A 26,842-nucleotide genomic window follows, 5' to 3' on the forward strand; every position below is an offset into this window, starting at 1 on the left:
TTGACACTCCCACAGCTAAAGCCGATGGGATTCTTGGTTCATCCAGTCCACTTACCATAATTAGTTTCCCAATCATGCCAGAGGTGGGTCTGTCCGCAAGCTTTTTGCTCCATTACAGAAGCCAGATCCCGTGTGCCCCACGGTACTGTTTTCAACCAAAACTTTGGTTTTCTGGTGAACCAGCACTGCAGGAGGGTTTCCCGACAGAGGTGACTGGTGAACCCGAAGGGTACTTGGTGCTTGAAGATTTTACCTACACAAGCATTCCTGTGTAGAACCCCCTATCTTCAGTTTTCAAGGTGCGATGCCTTTCGGCTCTGGGTTTTTTAAGTGGTTGAATACCCTACCCACTAGAATAATGATAGCATATGTGAGTAGAATTTACTCACAACATGGAAGAAGTTCGGTTAAACGTTAGACTGCCAAAGGATGAGATGCAGATTTTGGAAAAGTACGCCAAGAAAACAAAACGAACCAAAACAGACTTAGTTCGTGAGTGGATTCGTTCGCTAGAAAAACTTGACTGCAACTAAAGTTGCAACGCATTCATCCCACGGCTAAAAGCCAGTGGGCTTTCTGCTTTTATTGCTGTAAAGTGTACAATGTCCTATTGGGCTGCGTTATATTCTAACCGAATGAGAGCTGGGATAACGGAGCATGACAACCAAGCTGCTGAACAATCGCTATCAAGTTATCCAGGTACTAGGTGCCGGTGGATTTGGTGAAACTTTTTTGGCGGAAGATATGCATATGCCTTCTCGCCGTCGCTGTGTAATTAAGCAACTCAAACCCGTAACTAACAGTCCGCAAACCTACCAACTTATCCAAAACCGATTTGAACGAGAAGCTGCAACCCTGGAGTTTCTGGGCGAAGGTAGTGAGCAAATTCCTAAACTCTTTGCCTACTTTTCTGAGACAGGGCAATTTTACCTCGTTCAAGAATGGATTCAAGGTCAAACCCTAGGAGACATAGTCAGAGCACAAGGGATACTGAGCGAAACGAGTGTTAGGGAAATGTTATTGAGTTTGCTGTCCGTTTTGGATTATGTTCACAGTAAAGGCATTATTCATCGCGATATTAAGCCTGATAACATTATTATCCGCTCCGCCAATCGCAAGCCAGTTTTAATTGATTTCGGCGCTGTTAAAGAAACAATACGTTCAGTAGTTAGTCCTGGAGGATATCCGACACAATCGCTGGTGATAGGGACACCAGGATATATGCCTAGCGAGCAAGCCGTTGGACGTCCAGTTTATGCCAGTGATATCTACAGCTTGGGCATGACGGCAATTTATTTGCTCACTGGCAAACATCCGTATGAACTACAAACGCATCCTCATACTGGTGAAGTTATCTGGCATCACCTCGCCCCTGAAGTGTCCCACGATTTGACGATGGTACTCAATCAGGCAATTAAACCACAAGCTAGCGATCGCTACACTACTGCTAGCAAAATGCTTTATGCTTTAAAATCTGCAACTTCTCTTCCCACAGCAGAACCAACAGCTGCTTATCAACCGACAGTACCCCTATCACCTCCAGCAGCTGGCGCATCATCGTCATCCCGGCACACCCAACCACCGTTAGCTTCCAATCAAAGAGTTCCTGTGATTCCAACTGCTTCCCCAAGCACCAACTGGCAAAAACCAGCTTGGATTGTCGGCAGTTTAATTGTGGGTAGCTTGATTGGGGCAGTCGCGATCGCCAACATAACCCGTCAAGAGTCTGAAGTTCCAATTACCATATCGCCCGCCTCTACACCGCTTCCAGAATCTAACGCTACAATTCCAACTCCTCCAACAGCATCCCCAACTCCTACTTCCGAAGCCACGACACGCAGAAATAGGAGGATTGTTGCACCACCTCCAGTTGTCACTGCACCTAACCCACCACAACAGCAGCAGTCAGAAACTTATACATCTGCCCCACCCTCAGTTACTCCTAACTCACAACAAGAGCCATCAATATTTGAACCAGCACCAGAAGAACAAGTTCCACCAGTAGAATCCCAAACCCCAGCTGCTTCCACGCCAAAAGAAACGACACCGCCAGAATCGATTCCACAACAACAAACTACACCGCAAAAAGCGGAACAGCCAGCTGCTCCTACTCCTACTGCTACTCCTACTGCTACTCCTACTGCTACTCCTACCCCAACCCCAGAGGCTTCCACCCCACCTCCACAGCAGCAAAAAGAAAACACTGCAACTTCCAATACTAGCAGTCGCAGCATTCCTACATTTCCCGTTGGCACCTCGGAAGATACTGTCAAAACAGCGTTAGGAAATCCTAGTAGGGTTTCCAAAGGTTTGTGGAAAACTCGTGCTTATGTTTATCAGCATGACCCAAACCGCGTTGACCTTGGTTATTTATTTGACCGTAAAACAGGAGTGCTGCGTCAAACAGAAGTTTCTTTTGCCCAATCTGTCGAACCACAGGTTATGGAGAGTACATTACAGGGAATACTGGGCGGTAATGCTTCTAGTGACATTAAGCAAGGGCTACAAAAAGTTTATGAGCGTAAAACGAATCAATACTCTTTTAACGTTAGTGGATTAAAAGGGAGCATAGAACGTAATTCAGAAGACCAAATTTACATTGCTGTGTGGGACCCCAACTTGCATCGATAAGAAAATCTCTATCCACGGGTAGGGTTTTTTCTTAACAGTTGCGATAGAACACTGGGTAATGTTGACTGGAGATCTACCATGACAGGCAATAAAACGACCCGGCGCAATTTTCTGATCACCAGCATGGCTGTTGCTGGGGGAATTGTCGGCACTTCAGCTTGTCAAGAATTAACCAACACCACGGAATCACCAGAACATCCCAGTTCTACTGCTCAAACATCTCAAAACCAGCCCGCCTCTGCATCTCGTCAACCCGAGGCAAAGATGCCACAACGAGTGCTGGGACGCACAGGTGTGTCATTGCCCATTCTTGGTTTGGGAGGATCTGCATCACCTCTATCTCGTCCGCCAAAGGAACAGGAGGACAAATCTATAGCGATTATAGAACGAGCATTTGAGCTAGGGATTCGTTACTTCGATACCGCTGCTAATTATGGATCGAGTGAAGAACGCCTAGGCAAAGTACTTCGACCACATCGAAAAGAAGTGTTTTTAGCCACTAAGAGCAACGTTAGAGACAGAGATGGGGCGTGGCGAGAATTAGAGCAATCTCTTAAACGTCTCAAAACCGATTATCTTGACTTGTGGCAGTTTCACTCCGTTTCCTATGATTGGAATCTAGATGCCATCCTAAATACCAAACATGGTGCAATCAGGGCTGTACAAGAAGCGAAAGAGCAAAAAATAGTGCGGTTTGTCGGCATCACAGGACACCATGACCCCACAATCATTGCTGAAGGGCTACGCCGCTATCCATTTGACACCGCTCTTATACCTATCAACGCTGCTGACAAACACAACCCAAAACCTTTTATTACTAAAGTCCTACCAGTGGCTCAGCAGAAAAATACTGGTATCATTGCGATGAAAGTACCAGCATACGGTCGGCTGTTCAAGCCCGGTGTTCTGGAGGGAATGCATCAAGCTATGGGTTATGCTCTCTCTCAAAGCGGTGTCCATTGTTGCATTATTGCAGCAGAAGATGTTGCTTTGTTAGAACAAAATGTGAGAGTCGCTCAAGCTTTTCAGACTCTTTCAAATGATGAAATTTCAGCTATTGAGCAACGTACTGCTGCTGTTTGGCAGGAGAATAGCTTTTTCCGTGAATGGGCTTAGTTTTGATTTCCAGGAAGCTTACTTGTTTCCTACCAAAAGATGACTTATGAATTAACCGCAGAGGACGCTCCAGAACAACAGAGGAGATAAATGGAGAATATAAGTAATTTTAGAGCGGGAAGGGAGTAATACCAAGCATCAGCTAAGTGCTACAAAGTGAAAAATGTTCACTGCTTGCGCGACACCATTGTCCGCTTTAAGTCATCTTAATTCACCTAAATCAAACTCAGGGCTATTTTTGCTTAAGATAATATTTTGAGGCTTTGAACTTAATTTTTCTTCAGTGAGTTTGTAGTTTTTGCCATCAAACTTGAATACTCTCCAATTTTCTTCTCTTAATTCATAAGTAAATACGCGAGCAGCAATATCTAGCCAACCATGACTTCTAGTTGAAAGTACCGCTAGTTCTATAGCGCTTCTCGTTTGAATGAAGTACAAATTTATCTGTGTCCATCTGTGTCCATCTGTGGTTTTTATTTCTTGGTGTATTGCACTCAATTGAGAACCGCTATATCTTAATTTTTAGAGCCTGAGCTTATGACAAAAAACGAACTGTTAGGAACAGCTTTAGCCTTTTTTATCGGTGCGGGCGGTGGATGGTTTGTATCTCAGAGAACTTTTTGTGTATTCAGTGAATGCATTTTGGCTTATGAGGGTAATTCCATCTGGAACGCCAGAGGCTATAAAATTGACGAATTTTGGGTGAAATTAATCCAAGCTTCCCCGTATGCCTGCGGTGGATTAGGGGCTTGTTTCCTGATTGCCAGATTGATTAAGTCGTAATCCAATACTGGCAGCAGATAGAAAAAGAACAACAGAAGAGTTATTACAAGCTACTGCCTTACCCGATAGTCCGTGGGTGAAGTACTTTAACGGTCGGCAGCGCGGCTATGTCGTCTGTGACCTGACTCGCGAACGGTGGCGAACCGACTACCGACTACTGCCACAGTCTGCACCCACCGGATCGACAGTCCCCGACCCCAACGCACCAATTACCACGGCTGCATCTTTTGAACTCCCGGATCGGGGGGTTGTGAGACGAGTGTAGTTTCATTAGTCAATAATCAAAATGCCAGATTTTCATCTGGCACATTCCTCTAATAGCCAAAGCTACCTCTCCCCGCCCTAGGCTCAAAAACTAGCAGCCCAAGTCACACTCGACATTGGGCTGCTAGCTAATCATGACTACGTACTTTCTTGTAATTTAATTACAAATTACTTGACAGTTACCTTGCCGCCAGCATCTTCCAACTGCTTCTTAGCAGCTTCAGCCGCATCCTTGGCGATCGCTTCCTTAACTGGCTTAGGCGCAGCTTCTACCAAGTCTTTTGCTTCCTTGAGGCCCAAACCCGTCAACTCGCGCACGACCTTGAGTACAGCAATTTTCTTATCGGCGGGGACGCTTTCTAGAATGACGTCAAATTCGGTCTGTTCTTCTACTGGTTCAGCAGCAGCAGGTGCACCACCAGGTGCTGCTGCCACAAAGCCTCCAACTGGTGCAGCAGCACTGACGCCAAAGGCTTCTTCAATTTGCTTCACCAATTCAGATGCTTCGAGCAAAGACAAGGTTTTTAGTTGTTCCAAAATTTGATCAGTTGCAGCAGACATGGATATAACTCCTGTAATGTTGATTAATGATTTGAGTTGTTCTAATTAGTACTAACGACTCACTAGGAAGCACTTTCTTCGCCTTCGCCACCTTTTTCCTGATCCGCGACAGCCTGCAACGCACGAGCCAGCGAACCGGGAACTTCGTTGATACCCACAGCAATCTTGGTAGCCAAGGCGTTGATAGCTCCAGCAATTTGCGCCATGAGTTGTTCTTTGGATGGCAAATCTCCCAATGCCTTGACATCAGGTTCTCTCAGCAGGCGACCTTCCATAACGCCGCCGCGAATTTCTGTTTTCTTGCTGGCTTTCTGGAAATCTTGGTAAGCCTTAATTGCAGCAGAGAAATCGTCTTTAACTAGCAAAAAGGCAGAAGAACCTTTGAGCAATTCCGACAGCACTTGCCATTTTTCATCGTCTTGAATGGCAATGCCCATCAGGGTGTTCTTAGTCACCTTGCAAACAGCCCCAGCGGGACGCAGCCGTCGCCGTAAATCTGTGATTTCAGCAACCGTTAGCCCTTGGTAGTCAATCACCAGTGCGAGTTGAGACTGGCTCAAAGTTTCTTTGAGGTCAGCAACTATAGCTTTTTTGTCTTCTATCGTTCTTGGCATCTAGGTTGTTTCACCTCCTTTAAAAATGCTTTTCTTGCTAATGGCTCATTGCCTTTTGTGCTATTAGCTACAAAAACAACAAACCCCAGCTTTCACAGCCGGGGTTTTGCAGTAGAGACGCAGCAGAGAAATGCATCTGTACATTCTGATCCTTATGCAGCAGTAGTCACACAATGCGCGTGAGGTACTTTTAGCAATTAGGGCGCAAACCTCGGCAGGATATTAAGCGAATAGCACCTGCTGTCTTTGGCTGTTGCTTATTTAATTTTGGCAATTTGTTTATAGCAAACGCAAACAGCGCTGACTACGAACGTATTATGCTGCTTCGGTCAATTTTGCATCGCGTAGGGCGTTAATATCTACCCTAATCGATGGTCCCATTGTGGAAGACACGTACACTGTGCGCCAGTAACGACCTTTAGCTCCTGAAGGACGGTTACGGTCGATTGTTTCTTGCAACGCCTTCAAGTTTACTAGTAAATCCTCTGGAGAGAATGAAGCCTTACCAAACATAACATGCACAATGCCAGTACGATCAGCTCGGAACTCTAATTTACCTGCTTTGAATTCGCCGATCGCACTTGCCACGTCGAATGTCACTGTCCCACCTTTGGGTGATGGCATCAAACCACGAGGACCGAGTAACTTACCAAGCTTTGCAACCTGAGGCATGATATCTGGTGTGGCAATGAGCTTGTCAAAGTCCATCCTACCTTTTTGAATTTCGTCAATCAGTTCTTCTGAACCAACGACATCAGCACCAGCATTTGTTGCTTCTGTTACCTTTTCCCCTCTGGCAATGACTGCCACCCGTACGGTTTGTCCTGTTCCTTTGGGCAGTGCTACCGTTGTCCGCAGCTGTTGGTCGGTATATTTTGGGTCAATTCCTAACCTGATATGCGCTTCTGCTGCTTCGGGAAATTTTGCTGTTGCCGTTTCTTTCAAAAGGGCTAACGCCTCTAAGGGTGCATAATCCCTGTCTTCAACTTTTTCTAGTAACGCCTGTATTCGGCGCGATACTTTCTTCGCCATTTTTTTTCTCCTGGGGTCTATTACGAAGCTTTGCCTCTCCCCCGAATAATTTTGGATTTTGAACCGAGTCGTGGACTCGTGGACGCTGATATTTGACTAATCCGTAACTGTGACGCCCATGTTTCTTGCGGTGCCTTCGATGATGTTCATCGCTGCTTCAACATCATTGGCGTTAAGGTCAGGCAGTTTTGTTTGAGCAATTTGCTTCAATTGCTCTCTAGTAATAGACCCAACTTTCTTTTTGTTGGGTTCACTAGAGCCTTTGTCAATTTTAGCTGCCTTAGTAATTAACACCGATGCTGGAGGAGTCTTGAGTACAAATGTAAAACTCCGGTCTTCATACACCGAAATTTCTACTGGAATCACTGTTCCAGTTTGATCTGCTGTTTTAGCGTTGTACTCTTTGCAGAACATCATGATATTAACGCCATGCTGACCTAATGCAGGTCCCACTGGCGGTGCTGGGTTGGCTTTCCCAGCATTCAGGGCCAATTTAATGACCGCTACTACTTTTTTCGCCATTTTTATTAGCTCTGTTTTTCTACCTGATTAAATTCCAATTCTACTGGTGTATCCCGTCCAAAAATCGAAAGCAAGGCTTTGAGTTTACTCCGTTCTGGACTGACTTCAATCACCTCACCTTCAAAATCCTTAAACGGACCAGAAAGCACAATTATCTTATCACCAGCAGCCATATCAATTTTGACAACTGGTTCCTGTTCGCTAGTCTGTTTGAAGATTCTTTCTACTTCTGTATAACTCAGCGGTAGCGGTTTTACGTGACCCCGACCTTTGCCACTACCACGTTTTTGTTCTGCTCCCACAAAATTAATCACATGAGAGGTGTTTCTTACCACCTGCCATGTGTCGTCATCCATCATCATCCTCACTAGCACATAGCCAGGGAAGACTTTTTCTTCCGTGTGCTGGCGACTACCATCTTTACGGATTTTCACTGCTGGTGTGTGTGGAATTTCCACTTGGATAATTTTATCAGCGACATCAAAGGTTTGAATGCGCTGCTCCAAGTTTGTCTTAACACGCTTCTCACAGCCAGAGGCTACTTGTACTGCATACCAGCGGGCTTCTGTTGAAGAAGCATCTGACGCTGTTTCTGCGGCATCATCTGACTGCTGCGTCGCATTGTAATCTCCGTCTGTTGCAGAAGTCATTAGAACACCTGTTGTGCTGCCCAAATAAAGAATTTATCTACCAGAAATATCAAGGATGCGGAGAGAGTCACCATCAATAACACAGCAGCTGATTCACTTATAAGCTGCTTGCGACTCGGCCAAACGACTTTGTCGAACTCTTCCTTTATTCCATTCAAAAAGTTCGCTATGCTAAACCCATTGCTGGTTTCTGTCATTTGTGCTTCGTTTTTTTTGGCCACGGTCTTCTCTCGCCCCCCCATTTCTGAACCAGAAAACTATTGCCTGTTAATTTTATCTTTGTATAACAGCTACTACTCAAACCAACTTGTTTGAAGCAAAAAGCCGCATACACAAAAATTACACCCGAAATTTTCAATCATACTGCTATGTTAGCAGATGTTGCATAATTTTCGGGCTTTATTTTTGCTTTCAGCGCGCCCTGGAGGACTTGAACCCCCGACATCAGGTTTTGGAGACCTGCGTTCTACCAACTGAACTAAGAGCGCACAGGCTTGCTTTTATTCAGTTATTACACTTAATTTACCTCAGTTTAACGCAACTTGGCAAATTTTTTTAGTTGATTTTGGTCGAGGGAACTTAGGAGCGGCTCCCGCCGCTTTTTGTTGAACCCTTGGACCATATCTAGGTCTTACATCAAAGAGCGCGGTCAAAGCGCTGCTTGATTCGGGTAGCCTTACCAACGCGATCGCGTAGATAATAAAGTTTAGCACGCCTTACCTTACCACGACGCAATACTTTGATACTGTCTATCCGAGGAGAATGCACCAGAAACACCCGTTCGACGCCTACGCCTTGGAATACGCGACGGACTGTAATGGTTTCATTGATACCGCCATTGCGTTTACCAATGACCACACCCTCGTACGGTTGTACCCGGTATTTGTCGCCTTCCTTAATTTTGACTCCGACTTTGACTGTATCGCCCACAAATATTTGGGGCAAATTAGATTTTAGTTGTTCCGCTTCAATAGAGCGGATTATTTCTTGAGTATTCATAATCCAGGAAAAAACTCACAATCAACAATAATAAATCGACAACTACCTTACAGTCTACTTATTTTAAAGAGAGAATTTTTTGACGACAACGTCATCGAGAACACAAAACTATTACAAAAAATACATAAACGCTGTGGAAACAAGTGCGAGATGTATGAATTGAGCCGGAATTTCTACGGTATTTTGGGCAATTGCATTCATTTTCAAGGCTACCTGCTGTCAAGTTACTATAAAAATGGGCAGGGGGGTTGCTTGGATGAGTCATGCATTTCTGCGGTTAGTCTCTACAAGTGGAGAAACGTCTTACTCACTGCTGAGTAAGGGTGAGGTGGTGATTGGGCGCGATCCTAGTTGCCAAATTGTCTTGAATTCCAATGATTATGCAATGGTTTCGCGCCGTCATGCCATTGTTCGCTCATCTAAAACGCTAGATGGCAGAACAAGCTATGTGCTGTGTGATTTGAATAGTGCCAATGGGATTTATTTAAATGGAGAGGTTTTGCACCGATGTCAGGAATTGCAAGCGGGCGATCGCATTAAGCTTGGCAATAGTGGTCCAGAATTATTGTTTGAGTACCAATACAACTACCAAGACGTTGGCGAACCACAGCCAGCAGTCACGATAACTTCGATGGCGATGAGTGCAAATCCTCGAGCGTTAGTTAACAGCGATACTGAGGCGAGTTGGTCGCAAATGCTTCCTATTCTTTTTCGACCAAAAGATTTCACTCGCAAGGCTTACTTAGTACCAGGAATCATCACAGTCATACTCGTGGTACTACTGTTTTTTGTGCAAGGATTTTTATATCAAATATTATTAGGTGCGTATTTAGCGAGTGCTGCCTTATATTTTGTTTACCAGTTGTGTGGTAAGCCGAAGGCTTGGTGGGTGCTGATCGCTTCTGCTATTTTTACGATCTTAATTTTGCTCAGCCCTGTTCTGAGTCTATTTTTTTTGGTGTTTCGCAGCATTCTTCCAGGAAGTATACCAGATAACCCTAGTACTGTTAGCTTTGGCGAGTTGTTTCTGCGATACTTTTTTGGTTCTGGGCTGCTGGAAGAATTGCTTAAAGCTTTGCCAGTTATCGGATTTTATCTTTTAGGAAGAGCATTTACATCTCCCACGCGAGAATATATTGGCGTTGAGGAACCTTTAGATGGAATTTTGATCGCAAGTGCTTCTGCAGTTGGCTTCACCTTATTTGAAACTTTAGGTCAGTATGTGCCTGGTACTATTGCACAGGTTGCACAACAGATGGGAACAGATGCTGGTTTGCGGCTGGGGTTAGAACTGCTGATTCCGCGAATTTTGGGTGATGTGGCAGGTCACATGGCTTGGAGTGGATGGTTTGGATATTGTATTGGCTTGAGTATACTTAAGCCACGTCACGCTTGGCAAATTTTGGCTTTGGGATATTTCAGTGCGGCTGGGCTTCATGGGTTGTGGAATAGCAGTACAGGACTAGCAAGTACCTTAGGAATCTTTGTTTTATTGTTGTTGATGGTAGTTGGTGGCATATCTTACGCTTTGTTAGGGGCAGCAATTGTTAAAGCGCGTGCTTTGTCGCCGTCGCGATCGCAGAACTTTGCCACGCGGTTTTATCATTAGATTTTTGAAGTCGTAGAGGCGATCGCCCAAGGGGCAGTGGCAAAGCCAATCGCAAATCAAGGCATTCGTCTCTACCTTAACTACGTTGAAGCCGTGCGAATTCTCCTTAAGAATTGGACTTTTCATAACTTTTATTTATCGTTTTGAAAAAAAAGAAGATTTGCTTTCATTGAGTAGAAAGCCCTAAATTGTAGTCATGCGCTGCCAAGGTACCTGGCTGAGACAAAAATCACTAATTTGATTGACAATTGAACAATTTCCTGCCCTGCCCTCACTTAGAGAAGCAGAAAAGGACAAGGAAGAACAGCATTGAATCATAGTGAATAACAGTTATGACTTGGCTAATTAGCACATTAGTTCTTGGGATTTCTACGGCTTTAGCAACCACATTTGACGATAATTTATACCTGACAGCCTTCTTTGGAAAAGTCAATCGCAGCTTTCGTCCTAAGCATATTGTTCTCGGTGAATTTGTTGGATTCACGGCATTAGTGCTTGCTAGTCTCCCTGGTTTCTTCGGCGGTTTACTCATTCCAGAAGCCTGGATTGGATTGCTAGGTTTCCTTCCAATCACCATTGGTATCACTCAGCTCATGAGTCGAGAAGACGGAGGAGAGGAAGTGCAAACGGTGTCAATGAACTTCACCTCTGATGCCAGATCTCACCGCCGTAAGAAATCGCTATGGGCAACTCTACGCGATCCCCAAACCTACCGTGTTTCCGCAGTCACCATTGCAAATGGAGGCAACAACATTGGGATCTACGTGCCGTTATTTGCCAGCAGCAATCTCCCAAGTTTGGGTGTGATTTTGTGTGTTTGCTATGTGAGTGTTGGAGTGTGGTGCTGCCTTTCTTACTTCATGACTCGTAATCCTCTCATGGCTCCCCTTCTCACTCGCTATGGTCGGAAAATCTTCCCGTTTGTGTTAATCTGGTTGGGATTCTCGATCCTGATGAAAAGTGAATCGTATCGGCTTTTTATCTAGTTTTAAGCTGTTATTGAATGAGGCGAAACTTATAATAAAATTTGTTTGTAGTAAGGACTTTAGTCCTTGCTTTCGTGTAAGAGGACGCCCATTCCTCACTACGAACTTCCCCACTTTCAAAATTGGAAGCCTGAACTGATTTCTGTCAACTGTGTGTGTCGCAGTTGAAATTGTTTGTTCAGATGATGCGTTAGAGCTCACTGAACAGCTTTCTTGCTTAGCTAATCCTGGTTGCTTGCAGTCTTCACTGGTGATATTTTTTGTCGTCGTTCCTGAAGTTTATTTTCAATAAGTTTGGCAAGAAGCCAGGAAATAGAGCGTTCTTCCTCTTGTGCCCATGCCTCCAACTCTGCTTTCAGTTCCGGGGAAATGTAGGTTGTTACACCAGACAATAGAGTTTTGCCGCCCATTTCAAAATCTATATATTGCGTAGATAGTACTTACCATAGCATTTTACTATAGCTTTTATTGTCTTACCTTTCAATAAGCTATGCTAAGCTATGCTACATTAGCATATTGAATTTTAAGCATAGTGAATTTTACCTCTCTCGGCATGAATATCCTTGATACCCTCTTCACCCAGCCCGTTACTCAACGGCAAAGTCGTGGTATTAGCGTCAAGTCCCAACGTGAAATTGAAATCATGCGTCAAGCAGCTTCGATTGTTGCAACTGTGCTTAAAGAGATTTCTCAAATAGTGCAACCTGGGATGAAGACTGCTGACTTAGATGCCTACGCAGAAAAACGCATCCGAGAAATGGGCGCGACACCCAGTTTTAAAGGATATCACGGATTTCCTGGCTCTATCTGCGCTTCGATTAATCATGAAGCCGTGCATGGTATCCCCAGTTCTAAGCGGGTGATTCGACCTGGAGATGTTTTGAAGGTTGATACAGCGGCTTGTTATCAAAATTTTCACGGTGATTCTTGTATCACTATTGCTGTGGCTAAGGTGTCCCCAAAAGCAGAAAAGTTGATTCAAGTTGCTGAAGAGGCACTCTACAAGGGAATTGAGCAAGTCAAAGCAGGAGCGTATCTAATGGATATTGCGGGCGCTGTTCAAGATTGTGTAGAGGCGCACGGCTTCAGTGTTCTTGAAAACTACACTGGGCATGGAATTGGTCGCAATATGCACGAAGAACCTTCAGTGTTCAACTTTCGTACTCGTGAAATGCCAAATGTGAAACTCCGGGCTGGAATGACATTAACAATCGAACCGATTGTGACTGCTGGTTCTAAACAGACGCGTACGCTATCAGACCGTTGGACTGTAGTCACATTAGACAAATCCCTAGCTGCTCAATTTGAGCATACATTGCTTGTGACTGACAATGGATATGAAATCTTAACTGACCGTACGAAAGTTTAGTTATAGCGGTTTGCAACTTTTGTAAGGTACACAAAGAATAATGAACCACAGATGGACACAGATGGACACAGATAAATCTGTACTTCATTCAGATGAAAAACGCTATATATCCAAATCCGGTTGATTAGTTATTATTTAGGGCATGGGTGCAAAAATTTTAAAACAGCAAATTTGCTGCCCCTTTAATTCGGTCTAGCGCTTCCACAGAACGGGGTAAAATCGGTAAGTGAATAATAGTTTGATCGGCAAATAAACCAGCATCAAGTGAGCTATCTTGACTGTAGCGGTTATGCACTATGTAACGCTGGGGAACTCCCATATTTTGCAAAGACTCAGTTAACCGCACTTGTTCTGCAATAATTGCAGCTTGAGCTTGGATGACACCAATAAATTCGGTGTGGTTGGGGTCTTTCAATTTCTTCTGCGCTTGTACAACTTGTTGTCGCAAATTCCGCAGCCGCCCCATGAAATCTACCCTACCTAAAACATTTTGATACTTCATCCACAGCTTGAATATCCAGGCTAACCAATCTGCCAATGCAGATGGCATTTCCAGAAAGCGTAAAAGATGACCGGTGGGGGCAGTATCTAGGATAATTAAATCTTGCTGTTTACGGTTTAATAAGTCCATCACAGTGATCAGGGACAGCATTTCATCAATACCAGGTAAAGCTTGCGCTACAATTTGTCGCCAAGCTTCGGGAGTGTAAGCAATTTTCACCGCCCCTGGAACCGTTCCTTCGCCGCTCATCATTTCGGCTAATTCCCAAAGATAATCATTTCGGAACTGTTCTAAGACTATATCAGCATTGATTTCTTGACCGCTTAAATTGGTTGTTATCTGAGTGGGTTTGTGTTCTAATTTTGCCCCAAAAGCATCTCCCAAAGAATGGGCGGGGTCGATAGAAATGAGGCGAATATTTTTATCAGGATAACGACTTGCTAACGCCCACCCTATAGCAGCTGCTACTGTCGTTTTTCCAACTCCTCCTTTGCCGGCAACAAGGATAAGTTGCCGTCCTTCTGCGATAAAATCGCTGAAACTGGGTAGAACTTTAGGGGGCCATTGTATCGGTGGTGGTGGAGCAATTGCAACTGTATCAATTTTTTGAATTTGGCTAATAATATTGTCTAACGCCGCACTGCCCAGTGGTTCTAATGCCTGTTGCGGTACAATAAAAACAGATTGGTTTCCTGGTAGTTCTACGAATTTTTCTAGCAATTTTTGTTGTTCGCTATAGCGGTCTAAATCTGTATCGGCATCTGTTAAAATCCGGTTAATGAATAAGCCACCGCTCTTAATTTCTAATACTTGCAAGCTTTCTAGAAATCGTTGTGTTTCTAAGAGGCTCATAGGTTCGGCGATCGCCACCACCAAGCAAGCGCTTATATCTTGATTTTGCAGCAGGCGTCTGCCTTCTGCTAATTCATGTTTCATCTTGACCAAAAAGTCATCGACTTCATCGGCGGTATAACTTCGCTTAAAAGTTTGGGTAATGACTCGATGTTTTTCTTGGAATAATTCTAAAGAATTTAAAACTATATCTAAAAAATCTTTGATTCCCAATAAGTTTAAAGTGTGACCGGAAGGAGCCATATCTACTACTATGCGGTCTACGACTTTTTCTGTCAGCAGGCGTTGAATTTCCAACAGACCCATAACTTCATCTAAACTGGGCCAGTCTAAATCCCAAACAGGTGTTAAGTCTTCGCCTTCAATAAAACTTCCCCGCTCAACTAATACCTCTAAAAACTTACCGTTTTTTGCCTTAAATTCTAGGAGTAATTCTTTAGCATCTAACGCCCGAACGCTTAAGTTAGGTAAATCAGGTAAACGTAAGGCGTTGTTTTGCACTTTTATTTGTAGCACATCGCCTAAAGAATGTGCCGGATCTGTAGATATTAACAGTATTTGTTCGTTGGGAAATAATCTGGCCCAGCGCCGAGCAAAACCGCAGGCAATGGTAGTTTTTCCTACTCCGCCTTTACCGCTAAACATTGCTAGGTGAAGCGAGTCGTACTTTACTATATCATCCATCTCTACACGTCCTGATATTTTTTATCTTGAAAAAATCAAGATAGAAATTTTAGAGAAAATGGTAAGGAGGTAGGGCGAGTCCTAACTGTAATTCCCAACGAAAACACGTTTTTTGCCAAGCTAAAAATTGTTCTGCAAGTAAGGGTTCGTCTTGGCGACTGACTAAAAGATAAATCCGCCCTTCTTCACCCTGCGGTTGAACAACAATTGCCGACTTATATATCTGGGTAATCACATGAACTGCGTGATTCCATTCCGCAGTTTGAGCTATTTGAAAGTCTTGCTGTGTTTGATAACGTTGTTTCTTGGCTAAAAAATATTGTCTTCCTCCTGATGACGGCGTTATAACTGGTTCATCTAGGGTTCGAGGAATAAACTTTAAGATATATTCGGCTTTACCATTGAGTTGGCGTAGCTTTTCTAGATATTCCTCTGCGTGGGATTCTAGATGAGTCAGTAAACTTTCTTTTGAGGCAAAGGAAGTGCCGAACCGCAAGGGTAAAATTGTAGTCTGGCGAAATAGTTCGCAAATCACTCGATCATGCGACAAAACTGCTTGGATTAATCGTTCGTCATCGTTCTGCAATGATTCACTAGACACCTCTGGTTCCACCAAAGCTGAAACGCCAGCACGACTGATAAGAAGTACGCTCACGCCAATGCCGACAGGTAACTCCAAAACAGTGGCTGGTGTCAAGAGAAAAGCGTAAGTGTAAAAGTTAGACTGTTCCACTGTACCTTTCATTCAGATTCTTCTGCTGCTTCTTCCAAGGCTTGAATTTTCAGCAAAAGTTCTTCTTCTTGAATTTCAAACTCCTCTTCTGAAATCTCACCTATATCAAATGCTAACTGCAAAGCTAATAACTGTTTTTGCAAATTTTGTGCATCATCTAATTCAGCATTAGCACGCTCTAGAAGTTGCTCTCCTAGCCAGATGATTCCACCTAGTGGTGCTGAAACGGGAAAAGTTAATAGTTCCAGAAACATAATGTTAGTTTCCCTTAAGAAAGCTGGGCAAATGTATAAGGAGCCGTAAAATTGTTGTAGCGAATTCGTAGGCGATCGCCAAATTTATGGTCGATTGCTTGTACTTTTTCGCTAAAGTTAGATTCACTTTCCCAAGGAATCAAATAAGCCGCATTGTAAATCATCTCTTCCGTCATCGTATCGTTTTCCACAAATTCTTCTGCCAAAGCGTTCAATTCACAACGGAAAGCATCAATGATTGCTTGCTTACGAAGTTGCAAACCATTTTCAATCAGCTTACCAATTTCGATGATTTCTGACGTACTTAAAGCTTTACCTTCCATCGCATCGCGCTTTTTTTTCAAGCTGGCATTTGACTCTAATAACCCCTGAATCTCCGACTGGCTATTCCAAAATACCTTGACGCTCACTTCTCTGCGTCCTTCCAATTTTTGAAATAACTCTTCCAGTTTTTCCTTATGGGGACGAGTCAATTGATCAGTAACCGTTTCCCAGGTTTTCACGACCAATCCAAAGCGAAGAGGTAGTAGGGTGCGGAACCCTTCACTCATCGCGAGTTCCAAAACTTTTTCATGGCACAATAAATTGCGTCGGGAAGTGAGATATTTTTCTTTTTTCGCTTCTGAGTATAAAAAGTTGAACCCGTCAACACTATAGCTCTGAACTGGTTGTTGATCTAATCCTTCCAGAACCACTTTTTCCGAAATAGGTGCGGGTAAAATGCCGTAAAGATAAAGACCATTATTCATAATTTTTTTATCAAACAACCTTTCTATCGGTTTTGATGTCAAAATCAGCCGCAGCTTTGCGTGAATCAAATTCAGATTACCCAAGCCCAAATCAACATCGCCATGCACCACGATTCCAATATTTAAAAGTCTGTCTAGCAGTTCCAAGATAGAAGGGTTGTTGCTAGTTTCCCCCGGATAGTAAGTTCCTGGTGGTGGTAAAAGGGTGCCGAATTCTCCCAAATTCACATTCAAATCTGCTGGTTCGATTTCAAAAATTTCGCATAACTGCAACACTTGTTCTTCCAGCTTTTGCAGGCTTTCTGCTGCTTTATCTAACTCGGTTTCGCTGAGAATTTGTTGTTCCATCCGGCGAATGACTTGCGCTTCCATAAGCTGGCGAAGCAATTCTATCACTGTTAACAGTAAAGAAGCCAACCCCGCTTTACTGTTCAATTTGTTAGTGGTAGTTACTATCTCAGGATTTTCAGAGGTTGATCCAAGTAATGCCATAATGCTAATTTTTTACATTTCATCTACAGGGTTAGTGTCCTTTTCAGTAGAGGGATTTCTCGGCACAGAATAAGGGTTTTTTAACTGCTCACTTGCACCGAATTCTATTTGACTGGTAGCTAAAGCTTTGAGCGATCGCATTTCTGCTTCTAAACTTTGCAACCGTTCCTGAAGTTGGCGATTTTCTTCAATTAAAGCCTGGGACTTGCTGGTGAGATAAGGGTCATTTTCCCACCAATTGATTCCCATCTCCCGCGCTTTATCAACTGAGGAAATCAATAAACGAATTCTGATATGCAAAAGTTCGGTGGAGGCGACAGAAACAGAGATATCACCTGCAATCACAATTCCCTTATCCAAAACTCGTTCAAGAATATCCGCCAAAGTTGACCCTTGGGTAGATGTTGTAATTGTTCGATTCGCGTTGGATTGAGAACTTTTTGGCAGGCTCGGCGTAGAAGTCACGATTGTTTCGACTTTTTATGTATAGTAGACGCTTTCCCATGTTAGACGAGAATATAATATTTTTCTTTTTTTGAATCCCCTGAATTGATGTAAATTTCTTTATTAAAATGCCTTTTTAGACCTAGCGTCGCTGCTTTTTCAACAGCAGTTCTACGAGCAAATGCGAGAATCTCTTCTATCTAATAATTTTGGAGTTTGGTCCACGCCTTACGGCGTGCGCTACGCATGCAATCGCCATGCTGGGCAGTGAGCAACAATTGCTCGTAAGAACCGTGGGCTACGCATGCAATTGCCTAGCCTCTTGATAATAAATCGGCTCTCGTGTTTTTAGTTTTTAGGATATTTAAATATATATTAAAACCTCTGCAAAACAATAAAAAGTAGGAAAAGTAGGAAAATTCTCAAAAGTAGGAAAATTCTCAAAAGTAGGAAAAGTAGGAAAAGTAGGAAATATAGAATTTAAACAAAAAAATAAAACCCTTTTACCTTTTAGCTCTTTTAAAAAAAAATATTTATTTTCACGTATTTGCTAGGGTTTTGCAGCAACAATTCAGAAAATTTTCTTCAATTTCAAAAAATTAAACTTAGGACATAGATACAACATTTGGATTTGAAAAGTTCTATTTTTCGTATTAGGATAAAATTGCGAATTAAAAATTTGTAGCCATTAACTTGTTACACAATTTGATATATATCAAAAGAAGTAATCATGGCAGTTGAAACAGTAAACTCATCTTCCAGTCTGGCTGAAGTCATTGATCGCATCCTCGATAAGGGTGTCGTTATCGATGTGTGGGTACGGGTATCCCTTGTAGGAATTGAACTGTTAGTAGTGGAAGCAAGGATTGTCCTGGCATCAGTAGAAACTTATTTGAGGTATGCACAAGCTGTTGGCTTAACCGGTCAAGCTGCTGTACCTCCTGCACGTGCTGTACCTGGTCTACCTGATTTAGGTCTACCTGGTCTACCTGCCGTACCTGCCGTACCTGGTGTGCCCGCGGTACCTGCTGTGCCTGGTGTGCCTGCGGTACAAGATTATGTATCAAGGACGCCCATTCCTTCTGCTGGCAGTTATGCAACAGGTGTTTCACCTTCGCAACCTTCCACTGCTAACCCAACAGATGTCGTGCGAGGGATTGAGTTGTGACTACAGTTGTGCAACCTAACTCCTATAATTTTGTCAATACACCACCAATCAATCGTCTGATTCAGCGTGCGCTGCGCTATCTTCACGCTGGCTTCTCTGTCCACCTGCGCGGTCCGGTTGGAACCGGCAAAACAACATTGGCACTACATTTGGCGAATCTTTTGCAGCGTCCGATTTTGCTGACGTTTGGAGATGATGAGCACAAGTCCTCCGATCTGATTGGCAACCAACTGGGCTATAACAGCAAGAAAGTTGTTGATAATTATATTCGCAGTGTTGTTAAGCTGGAAGATGAATTCCGCCCGATTTGGGTCGATGGCCGCCTGACCACTGCCTGCCGTGAAGGCTTCACGCTGGTCTACGATGAGTTCAATCGTTCCCGTCCTGAAGTTAATAATGTGCTGCTCTCCGTATTGCAGGAAAAGCTACTGGTGCTACCAACCGCTGCTCAGCAACAGGAATATATTGGTGTTCATCCCCAGTTCCGAGTCATCTTTACCTCGAATCCAGAGGAGTACTGCGGAGTTCATGAAACTCAGGAGGCACTGATGGATCGCCTGATAACGATCGATATTCCAGAGCCAGACGAACTGACTCAGGAAGAGATTGTTGTCCAAAAATCAGGATTGACACGACCAGATGCCTCAGTGATTGTGTCTCTTGTCAAGAAGTTTCGGGAGCGCACACCGCATTCAGGAAAGTCCTCCGGTTTGCGGGCGTGTCTGATCATTGCTAAAGTCTGTCAGAGCAATAATGTTCCTGTTGTACTTACCAGCACTGACTTTCAAGATGTCTGTGCAGATGTCCTGCTGTCCCGTTCCAAACTGTCGCACAGTGAAGCAAGCTCGATTTTTGGGGAACTGTTTCAGGAAGTTCGCTCAACAAAAAAAGTTTCTGCTAAACGGAAGGTAAACCAATGATCCTTATTCGCACCATGCGGCAAATTCGTACTGGTGCGACGATTGCTAGTACATGATGGCGGAAATAAACCGACTATTATTGTCACAGAATAAGTAACGAAGAATAAAAGCCATTGTGGGTTGTTTTGAAGGAATCAAGGTGTGGCACGATTAGCTCCAAAAGCATTAAAGTTGGGTCAGCAAGGGTCAATAATCATCTGTAGAAGGGGTAAATGAGCAATCGAACAGAAAGTTACGCGCTTGGCTGTAACCCCTGCTGGGTAAGCATTCCGTCAATCAATATTTTTGGCAATTCTCAATGTACCAATTAACCTATAGGCTATTAGGTACAGTTTTTAGTACGGTACAGCAAGGGTTTGAGGCTTCTAAATTTCAGGAGCTTCAATTGGTACATTTTTATTCCGGGTGGACAGGATGTTGAAAATAGGTCATCAAGTCCTTGGCGTAAATGTCTGTACGGATGCTTATTTCACCCCATCAATGATGCCTAAATCCGTCTAAAAATAAGTTATACCAATTCTCCATGAAGATGCACTTAATATTTATTAAACGAACCGCCAAGACGAGCCAGCGCTGCAGGAGGGTTTCCCTCCGTAGGCGACGCCAGTCGCCAAGCACGCCAAGAGTGAAAGAGCGAGTATTAAGTGCAAGTTTACAGAGAATTGGTATTAGACTAGTAAAATTACTCAATAATGCCTCACTTGTAACCGCTGTAACCGCGTGCAGTCAGAATAGGAGTAATAGTGGAATCAACGTTCTTGCTTCACAAGCCAGTCAGTTACGGAAGCTCCCTTGCAAACTATGTCTTCTTGACGATCCTTTTACTCCACATTATTGCAGGGGCGATCGCACCGATCTCCGCTATTGTGTCCTTCACAGCGCGAAAGGGTAGCAAATCGCACGTGCGCTCCGGACGCTTTTTCGCTTGGTCGATGGTCATCGTGGCACTCACTGGTGTCGTGATCGACGTGGTTCGACTCTGCTTTTTCGTGGAAGAGAACCATACAAAATACGCAGGTTACACCATGCCCAGCACCTATCCGGCACGCTTGGGCTTCCTGTTCGTGGGTCTCTGCATCCTCTATATTTTACGAGAGGTCACGCCGCCACGTGTATTCCGTCGGCAGCTCGGTGATACGGCTGTGACGGTGGTGCCTGCCCTGCTCGTCGCGACCGGGCTACTACTCACGGTGATCATCACTTTGCGACTCAATCCGTGGACTGGTGCGCTGTGGATGATCTGGACTTTCGTCCTCATTGTTGTCGTCGTTGCGCGAACAACCTCATCCCCAAATAATAACCGTGCGACGGCTGTGGCGCAACATCGCTTTGGCATGAGCTGCTTGGCAGCATTCAGTTGGTGGGGTGCGCTTCAGGGGTTTGGACCGGCGATCGGCATCGCAATCAAGGGCGACGATCCAGCTACCAGCGCATACCTGGGCAACCAGCCTGGTTCGTTTTCGCCAGCGTTTTTTCTCTTCCTCGTTGGCTGGGCACCGTTCTTTTTCCTTGCTGCATATCTAATCCGCCGCTTCACCAAGCTGCGTCACACCTAACTAGGCGTAGATATAGCTTCGCTGACACCAGGGGCAAGATAGTCTGAAATTCGTACTGTATAAGCTTTAAGGTAAGGAACTGCTCAGACAGTTAATCCAATATGGACTATGACATACGATCGGCAAACCCTCCTGCATAGGGCTGGTTCACCGCAACGGAGTGGCTTACCATTTCCTCAACTTATCCAGCTTATTAAACACGGGTTTTGCCCATTTCCCACCAAGCAAATCGTGCAGCACAATGTAAAAACAGGGGATAATAAACAGCGTGAGCATTGTGGCGATCGCCATCCCAAAAAACACGACAATCCCCAAAGGTTGCAAAAACTCTGACCCTTCACCAATGCCCAAAGCCAAGGGGAACAACCCCAAGATGGTCGTGACTGTAGTCATCATAATCGGACGCAAGCGCTGAGGAGCGGCTTTGAGGATGGCGACTTGACGAGTACAACCTTCTTCTTCCCGAATTTGGTTTGCCAGTTCTACCATCAAAATTCCCGCGTTCACCACAATACCCACCAACAGGACTACACCGACTATCACCGTTGCGCCGATTGCCGTTTTGGTGATGTAAAGTCCGAAAATTCCCCCAGCCAACGCCAGTGGTACGGTAAACATAATCACCAACGGGTCAATCAGCGAGTTGTATTGCACAGCCATGACGACGAAAATTAAGAATACTGCTAACGCTCCCAAAGTTTTCAAAGAGTTTTGTAGCTGCTGATTAGTTTCTTGGGCGGAACTTGGCACAATGGAAACACCATCAGGTAACTGAACGCTCTTAAGTACCTCATTCACTTGTGCTATGGCATCACCAAGACTAGCACCTTCGCTGAGGTTACCTGCAATGATAAAAACCTGACGCTGATTTATACGCTGAACCTCTCCCGGTGCTTGACCTTCTTCAATCCGGGCAACGTCCAAAAGACGGATTTGTTGGTTATTTTCTGTAAATAGCGGTAATCCTTCTAACTGGGAAGCACGCTGGATTGCTTCTTGATTTAACTCTACGCGCACATCAACTAAGCGGTTCCCGCGTTGAATTTGCGTAGGAACTGAACCTTCTATCGCTGTCTGAATCGTTTCACCAATTTGTTGCGCTGTCAGCCCCAAAGCTGCAACTCTTTCCCAATCAGGGCGAATTTGCACTTCTGGTTGACGGGGGTCGGCATCTGGTCGGAATCTCGCTAATGTTGCCTTTTCTTCCAAAGCTTGCAGCACTTGCCTGCCTGCTTGCTGTAACTTTTGTTCATCTTGTCCTTGCAAGATGACGTCAACTTCTGAACCTTGAGCTGGGGTATTACTCAAGATTAAACCCCGCACCTGACCGGGACTCAGCCGCAGCAGAATTCCTGCTAAATTGAGTTTGTTAAATTCTTTATTAACCGTTTGGACGAACTTCTCGACATCCTTGCCCTGTTTAAGAGTAATAGTGCTACTGGCGCGTAGAGGATTTTCACTGGTAGTGCTGCTAAAGAGAAAACCACCTACTGTTGTGAAAACAAAATCAGTTTCTGGTTGCTTCATTAAAATATCATCCACAACCTGCATGACTTTCTGAGAAGTTTCCAGAGGTGTACCAGGAGGAAACTGCACTCTTAAGTTGGCTTGTCCAGTATTGATGCGTGGTAAGATTTCTTGCGAAATTTGACCTGCCATGAACAAGCTGCCGCCACCTAAAATCACAAAAGCTACTGCGATCGCGATTAGCCGATAACGTACAATCTTCTTTAACAAAGAGCCGTAGAGGATTGTTGCATCTTCAAAGCGGCGGTTAAACTGGCGCAACAACCAAAACTCCCTGATACGACTAGACCAGGGAATTGCCAGCAGTCGAGAGCATAGCATCGGCACTACTGTCACGGCAACGACCAGCGAAGCGGCAACTGCAAAGCTGATCGTCAGAATCATTTCATTAAATAACAGTGAGATAAAGCCGCCAATCAGCAAGAATGGAACTACAGAAACCAAGTTGGCAGCGGTAGCGGCAACCAAAGCAGATTCTACTTCTTGGGAAGATTCAATTGCAGTATCAATAAAGAATTTTGAATTGGGTTTTCTCCCCATCTCCTTGTCTCCCAATCTCTCCATCTCTTTCTGATTGGGGTTCATGCCTGTTTTTTCGGAAATGTTCTCTAAAATAACTACCGATGTATCAATTGCTTGACCAATTCCCAAGGTTAGACCTGCCAAACTGAAGACATTCAAAGTCAAGCCGAACAGCTTCATGAGAGCGATCGCTGCCAAAGTACACAGCGGAATTGCCAAACTGATAATAAATGTTTGCCGTATCGACCCCAAAAATAGTAGCACTGCTGCTGCTGCTAACAATGCCCCAGAAACTGCCGAGGTAATCACATCATTCAACGAATTGCGAATGAAGCGAGATTCATCTGTCGTGGGGGTCAAAATCATATCTTGAGCAATTAAGCCGGACTGTCGCAATTGTTCAATCCGCTGCTTGACGCCATCGACAACCGTGATTGTGTTGGCATCAGGCTGCTTTTGAATTGACACTTTGACAGCTTGCTGACGGTTCAGGTAGACAAATACTCGCTGTTCTTCTGTGCCGTCACTGACTTCAGCAAAGTCTCGCAGATAGACGCGGCGGGGTGGGGAAGGGGGGGAAGTGGAGGAAGATGAGGGGGATGAGGACGATGAGGGAGATGAGGAGGATGAGGGGGATGAGGACGATGAGGAGACTTGAAAGGAGAGGTTACTGATTTCTTCTGCTTTTTTGAACCTTCCTACCGTACGGGTTAATGGTTCGGTATTTTCCCCCAAAATCCGACCACCAGAGATATCTTGGTTACGGGCTGTTAATTCATTGAGTACATCGGTTAACCCAACGCCCAACGCTTGCAAACGTTTTAAGTCAACTAGCACGCGCACTTCTTCTTCAGCAGCGCCAGATACATCAACAGAGGCGACTCCCGGTACGACACTGAGTTCGCGAGATAGTTCTTCATCCGCAAATACCCGTAAATCTTTACCTTGCAGCGAGCCAGATGTCATCGCCAATTCGTAGATTGGTTGTTGTGAGGGATCGAATTTATAGATGCGCGGCTCTTCGATAGTGTCTGGTAGTTGTCCTCTACCTCGGTTAAAAGCAGCAGTGGCATCGTTTAGAGCCTGGTCAATATCGCCTCCTGGCTGGAAAAATAAATCGAGGCTCACCTGTCCCTCACGCGTGCGGGAAAAAACTTGCACCACATTCTCGGTGGCTGATAAAGCTTCTTCTAAGGGTCTAGTGATTTCATCTACTGCGACTTCAGGTGATATACCAGGTGCTTCTAGCCGAACACCAATTCGCGGATAAGTAATTGCTGGTAGCAAATCCACTTGAATTGTTGTGAGAAAAAATATACCTACGACAATTACCGCCACGGTGAGCATGAGTGTGCCTATATGCTGGCGGATGGAAATCGCGCTAATACTGAATCCGCTACCTTGCTTTACCTGCTGCATAATACGTAAATGCTGAGTGAGTACTGCGTGTTGAGTATTTTTGTCTCGGTATGGTAGGTGATGCCCTACGATTTTTTCTCAGAAAGAATTGAAAGACTCACAGCCTCACCATCTTTCAAGGGTTTGCCACTGCGCGCCACAAATCTTTCTCCTGGTTGCAACCCAGATAAAACTTCTACTTTGCCATCAGCCCTTTCTCCAAGCGTTACGGATCTAGGTGCTACCTTCGCTTTGCCATCTACTTCCGTTACAACAAATACTGTTCCCTGGCGATTTTCCCCTTGTCTGCTTGTCTGCTTGTCTGGTTGTCCGCTTGTCCCCTCAGTCCCCTGAAGGGCTGTCTCAGGTATTACCACTCGCGCTTGTGTCTGGCTTTCAAAATTAACTCGTGCCAACAAACCACTGCCAATCTTACTATCATTGTTGGGAATGACGACTTCAACTGGCACTAAGCGAGCTGTTGTATCGGCGGCGGGAGAAATACGCGTTACTTGCCCAGTGTATGTTTGGTTGGGGAAGGCGTCTAACCGCACTTTTACAGGTTGCCCTAAGCGAAGTTTCCCCAGTTCTAATTCCGAAACTTGAACCACGACTTTGACACGGCTGAAATCACCAAGTTTCAAGGCTTCATTCCCTGGTTGGAGGAGATTTCCCGGTTCTGTCAGCTTTTCTAAAACTGCGCCAGTAATTGGGGATGTCAGCCTTGCATACGAGCGGCGCTCTTTAGCTTCGGCAACTACGGCTTGTTGAGCAACGACTCTACCTTGGGCGGCTGCTAGAACTTGCTGTTCTGTACGGACTTGCTCTTGTGCAGCGCGGAGTGCTTGCGTAGCTGTTCGGGCTTCAGTGCGTGCTTGTTCGGCTGCTTGTTGTGCGATCGCCCCCTCTTTCAAGAGTTTCTGCTGCCTTTGTGCGTCTGCTTGTGCTTGCTCTAGTTCTGCTTGTGCGCTAGCTACCTGGGCACGAGCATTGCTTATCTGAGCGTTTGTCCTTGCTACTTCTGACTTGAGAGCTGCTAATTCTGCTTCTGCTTGATTTTGCGCTGTTCTTAAGAGAGCATCATCCAACTGTGCAATGATTTGCCCTTGCTTGACACGATCACCCACATCGACATTCAACGCCAAAAGCCGCCCTTCCACTTGCGATCGCAGTGACACGGTGCGGAATGGTATGGTACTACCTGTATATTCTGGGTCTTGTCGTAACACGCCAGTACGGGCAACTGCTGCATCCACAGGTGTTGCACCGCCTCTTTTTTGGTTACCGCCAGGGCGTTCTGATTGAGCTTCAGCTGATTCCTTCGGAAGTGAACCGCAACCCCCTGTCAGTAGTCCTACGCCAAGTACAGAAGCAATCAAAATCCTATTAACTTGCATTTTTTCGGAGGTCATTGTTAGCTGTCTTAAAAAACAATCTTTGTTTTTCTGCCTTTCGCTATGTGATACTTTAAGCTGTTGATGTCCTTCCAAAACCATCTACTCAGGCTCCTGTTAGGGCAGTTTTGGGTTAACACAATAATTTGATTCTCTAAAACTTAGTATCCTAAGTAAAAGTTCATACAATTAATACATAAAGAGGACAAATGCCCTTTTTACCTCCTGCAGTTTTGCCGGACAAAGCGATTTTTACGTAAAGTCGTGCAATTTTTGTTGAGGTTATTATAACTATTTTTTAATTTTCCTTGACTCTGCCTCAGGGTCAACCCCTTCGCTTAATTCAAAATTCAAAATTCAAAATTCAAAATTCAAAATTGAAGACCCTAAAGGGTGTTGACGGGGGCTTGAATAATTAGCTTGTGCATTTTTCCTGTCCATGAATAAATACATTCGCATATATCCTTTTCTTTTTCGGTCAGCTATCTCATGTCGTTTGCAAGGGCAACTT

At 44.5% G+C, this 26,842-nt stretch carries 26 protein-coding genes, 1 tRNA gene, 2 pseudogenes and 1 other annotated feature; of the genes and pseudogenes, 11 read left to right on the top strand and 18 right to left on the bottom strand.

Annotation, left to right across the window (positions count from 1 at the left end):
• Positions 1-392 precede the first annotated feature (392 nt).
• The 3 genes from AACT52_RS23170 to AACT52_RS23180 all read left to right on the top strand — a co-directional run bounded on the left by AACT52_RS23170 (position 393) and on the right by AACT52_RS23180 (position 3,747).
• A complete protein-coding gene (locus tag AACT52_RS23170) occupies positions 393-533 on the top strand; it encodes a ribbon-helix-helix protein, CopG family (RefSeq protein WP_073627317.1) in 141 nt (46 codons plus the stop codon).
• A gap of 124 nt (positions 534-657) precedes the next feature.
• Complete coding sequence (locus tag AACT52_RS23175; RefSeq protein WP_073627319.1) at positions 658-2,631, top strand: serine/threonine-protein kinase; 1,974 nt, start codon at positions 658-660, stop codon at positions 2,629-2,631.
• Between the two features lie 78 nt (positions 2,632-2,709).
• Entirely contained in the window at positions 2,710-3,747 is a 1,038-nt protein-coding gene (locus AACT52_RS23180) for an aldo/keto reductase (protein ID WP_073627321.1), read from the top strand.
• Between the two features lie 201 nt (positions 3,748-3,948).
• On the opposite strand, the gene AACT52_RS23185 is transcribed toward AACT52_RS23180, so the two are convergent.
• Positions 3,949-4,245 (bottom strand): hypothetical protein, encoded by a 297-nt coding sequence (locus AACT52_RS23185; RefSeq protein ID WP_143172704.1) that lies wholly within the window; start codon positions 4,243-4,245, stop codon positions 3,949-3,951.
• Between the two features lie 39 nt (positions 4,246-4,284).
• On the opposite strand from AACT52_RS23185, the gene AACT52_RS23190 reads away from it, so the two are divergent.
• Together AACT52_RS23190 and AACT52_RS23195 are read left to right on the top strand one after the other, a co-directional pair.
• Complete coding sequence (locus tag AACT52_RS23190) at positions 4,285-4,530, top strand: hypothetical protein (protein WP_073627324.1); 246 nt, start codon at positions 4,285-4,287, stop codon at positions 4,528-4,530.
• 76 nt (positions 4,531-4,606) lie between these two features.
• Positions 4,607-4,795 (top strand): hypothetical protein, encoded by a 189-nt coding sequence (locus tag AACT52_RS23195; RefSeq protein ID WP_198940820.1) that lies wholly within the window; start codon positions 4,607-4,609, stop codon positions 4,793-4,795.
• Between the two features lie 167 nt (positions 4,796-4,962).
• Here the strand turns inward: AACT52_RS23195 and rplL are convergent, their stop codons facing one another.
• The 8 genes from rplL to rplS form a co-directional block, all read right to left on the bottom strand.
• On the bottom strand, positions 4,963-5,355 hold the full coding sequence (gene rplL, locus AACT52_RS23200) for a 50S ribosomal protein L7/L12 (protein WP_073627325.1): 393 nt from the start codon (positions 5,353-5,355) through the stop codon (positions 4,963-4,965).
• A gap of 62 nt (positions 5,356-5,417) precedes the next feature.
• A complete protein-coding gene (gene rplJ, locus AACT52_RS23205; protein WP_073627326.1) occupies positions 5,418-5,969 on the bottom strand; it encodes a 50S ribosomal protein L10 in 552 nt (183 codons plus the stop codon).
• A 68-nt stretch (positions 5,970-6,037) separates the two neighbouring features.
• Positions 6,038-6,237 (bottom strand) — a sequence feature (ribosomal protein L10 leader region).
• Positions 6,238-6,284: 47 nt separating this feature from the next.
• Entirely contained in the window at positions 6,285-7,001 is a 717-nt protein-coding gene (gene rplA / locus AACT52_RS23210; protein WP_073627327.1) for a 50S ribosomal protein L1, read from the bottom strand.
• Between the two features lie 96 nt (positions 7,002-7,097).
• Positions 7,098-7,523, bottom strand: a complete 426-nt coding sequence (gene rplK, locus AACT52_RS23215; protein WP_041036644.1) for a 50S ribosomal protein L11 — start codon at positions 7,521-7,523, stop codon at positions 7,098-7,100.
• Between the two features lie 5 nt (positions 7,524-7,528).
• The gene (gene nusG, locus AACT52_RS23220) at positions 7,529-8,173 is read right to left on the bottom strand and encodes a transcription termination/antitermination protein NusG (protein WP_073627329.1); all 645 of its coding nucleotides are present in this window, start codon (positions 8,171-8,173) and stop codon (positions 7,529-7,531) included.
• A complete protein-coding gene (gene secE / locus AACT52_RS23225; RefSeq protein ID WP_073627436.1) occupies positions 8,173-8,394 on the bottom strand; it encodes a preprotein translocase subunit SecE in 222 nt (73 codons plus the stop codon). The genes nusG and secE overlap by 1 nt, the downstream gene beginning before the upstream one ends.
• A 194-nt stretch (positions 8,395-8,588) precedes the next feature.
• Positions 8,589-8,661, bottom strand: a tRNA-Trp gene (locus AACT52_RS23230).
• A 148-nt stretch (positions 8,662-8,809) separates the two neighbouring features.
• Entirely contained in the window at positions 8,810-9,172 is a 363-nt protein-coding gene (rplS, locus tag AACT52_RS23235) for a 50S ribosomal protein L19 (protein ID WP_041036650.1), read from the bottom strand.
• 256 nt (positions 9,173-9,428) lie between these two features.
• Here rplS and AACT52_RS23240 point away from each other — a divergent pair, with 256 nt between their 5' ends.
• A complete protein-coding gene (locus tag AACT52_RS23240) occupies positions 9,429-10,781 on the top strand; it encodes a PrsW family glutamic-type intramembrane protease (RefSeq protein ID WP_073627438.1) in 1,353 nt (450 codons plus the stop codon).
• Between the two features lie 332 nt (positions 10,782-11,113).
• On the top strand, positions 11,114-11,767 hold the full coding sequence (locus AACT52_RS23245; protein ID WP_073627331.1) for a cadmium resistance transporter: 654 nt from the start codon (positions 11,114-11,116) through the stop codon (positions 11,765-11,767).
• Between the two features lie 221 nt (positions 11,768-11,988).
• On the opposite strand, the gene AACT52_RS23250 is transcribed toward AACT52_RS23245, so the two are convergent.
• The gene (locus AACT52_RS23250) at positions 11,989-12,177 is read right to left on the bottom strand and encodes a ribbon-helix-helix domain-containing protein (RefSeq protein WP_073627333.1); all 189 of its coding nucleotides are present in this window, start codon (positions 12,175-12,177) and stop codon (positions 11,989-11,991) included.
• Positions 12,178-12,320: 143 nt separating this feature from the next.
• Between AACT52_RS23250 and map the strand changes: the two genes are divergently transcribed.
• On the top strand, positions 12,321-13,136 hold the full coding sequence (gene map / locus AACT52_RS23255) for a type I methionyl aminopeptidase (protein ID WP_073627335.1): 816 nt from the start codon (positions 12,321-12,323) through the stop codon (positions 13,134-13,136).
• A gap of 157 nt (positions 13,137-13,293) precedes the next feature.
• Here the strand turns inward: map and AACT52_RS23260 are convergent, their stop codons facing one another.
• From AACT52_RS23260 to gvpJ, 6 genes and pseudogenes are all read right to left on the bottom strand, one after another.
• Complete coding sequence (locus AACT52_RS23260; protein WP_073627337.1) at positions 13,294-15,174, bottom strand: ArsA family ATPase; 1,881 nt, start codon at positions 15,172-15,174, stop codon at positions 13,294-13,296.
• A gap of 49 nt (positions 15,175-15,223) precedes the next feature.
• Positions 15,224-15,919, bottom strand: coding sequence for a GvpL/GvpF family gas vesicle protein (locus AACT52_RS23265; protein WP_233153783.1), 696 nt, complete (start codon positions 15,917-15,919; stop codon positions 15,224-15,226).
• Complete coding sequence (locus tag AACT52_RS23270) at positions 15,916-16,161, bottom strand: gas vesicle protein GvpG (RefSeq protein ID WP_073627339.1); 246 nt, start codon at positions 16,159-16,161, stop codon at positions 15,916-15,918. The genes AACT52_RS23265 and AACT52_RS23270 overlap by 4 nt, the downstream gene beginning before the upstream one ends.
• A gap of 14 nt (positions 16,162-16,175) precedes the next feature.
• Positions 16,176-16,910: a GvpL/GvpF family gas vesicle protein gene (locus tag AACT52_RS23275; RefSeq protein WP_073627442.1), complete on the bottom strand. Its 735-nt coding sequence runs from the start codon at positions 16,908-16,910 to the stop codon at positions 16,176-16,178.
• 24 nt (positions 16,911-16,934) lie between these two features.
• Positions 16,935-17,402: pseudogene (locus tag AACT52_RS23280) on the bottom strand (gas vesicle protein K); the annotation flags it as partial.
• Positions 17,403-17,414: 12 nt separating this feature from the next.
• Positions 17,415-17,867, bottom strand: coding sequence for a gas vesicle protein (gene gvpJ / locus AACT52_RS23285; protein ID WP_073627341.1), 453 nt, complete (start codon positions 17,865-17,867; stop codon positions 17,415-17,417).
• 709 nt (positions 17,868-18,576) lie between these two features.
• Between gvpJ and gvpA the strand changes: the two are divergent.
• The 3 genes and pseudogenes from gvpA to AACT52_RS23300 all read left to right on the top strand — a co-directional run.
• Positions 18,577-18,786 (top strand): annotated as a pseudogene (gvpA, locus tag AACT52_RS23290) (gas vesicle structural protein GvpA); the annotation flags it as partial.
• A gap of 224 nt (positions 18,787-19,010) precedes the next feature.
• Positions 19,011-19,934, top strand: coding sequence for a gas vesicle protein GvpN (gene gvpN, locus AACT52_RS23295; RefSeq protein WP_073627343.1), 924 nt, complete (start codon positions 19,011-19,013; stop codon positions 19,932-19,934).
• A 743-nt stretch (positions 19,935-20,677) separates the two neighbouring features.
• Complete coding sequence (locus AACT52_RS23300) at positions 20,678-21,490, top strand: hypothetical protein (RefSeq protein ID WP_073627345.1); 813 nt, start codon at positions 20,678-20,680, stop codon at positions 21,488-21,490.
• Between the two features lie 165 nt (positions 21,491-21,655).
• On the opposite strand, the gene AACT52_RS23305 is transcribed toward AACT52_RS23300, so the two are convergent.
• Positions 21,656-24,958 (bottom strand): efflux RND transporter permease subunit, encoded by a 3,303-nt coding sequence (locus tag AACT52_RS23305; RefSeq protein ID WP_073627347.1) that lies wholly within the window; start codon positions 24,956-24,958, stop codon positions 21,656-21,658.
• Between the two features lie 65 nt (positions 24,959-25,023).
• Positions 25,024-26,349: an efflux RND transporter periplasmic adaptor subunit gene (locus AACT52_RS23310; RefSeq protein ID WP_073627444.1), complete on the bottom strand. Its 1,326-nt coding sequence runs from the start codon at positions 26,347-26,349 to the stop codon at positions 25,024-25,026.
• Positions 26,350-26,842 lie beyond the last annotated feature (493 nt).

The organism is Scytonema sp. HK-05, assembly GCF_963872035.1.
Taxonomy (GTDB): domain Bacteria; phylum Cyanobacteriota; class Cyanobacteriia; order Cyanobacteriales; family Nostocaceae; genus Kalymmatonema.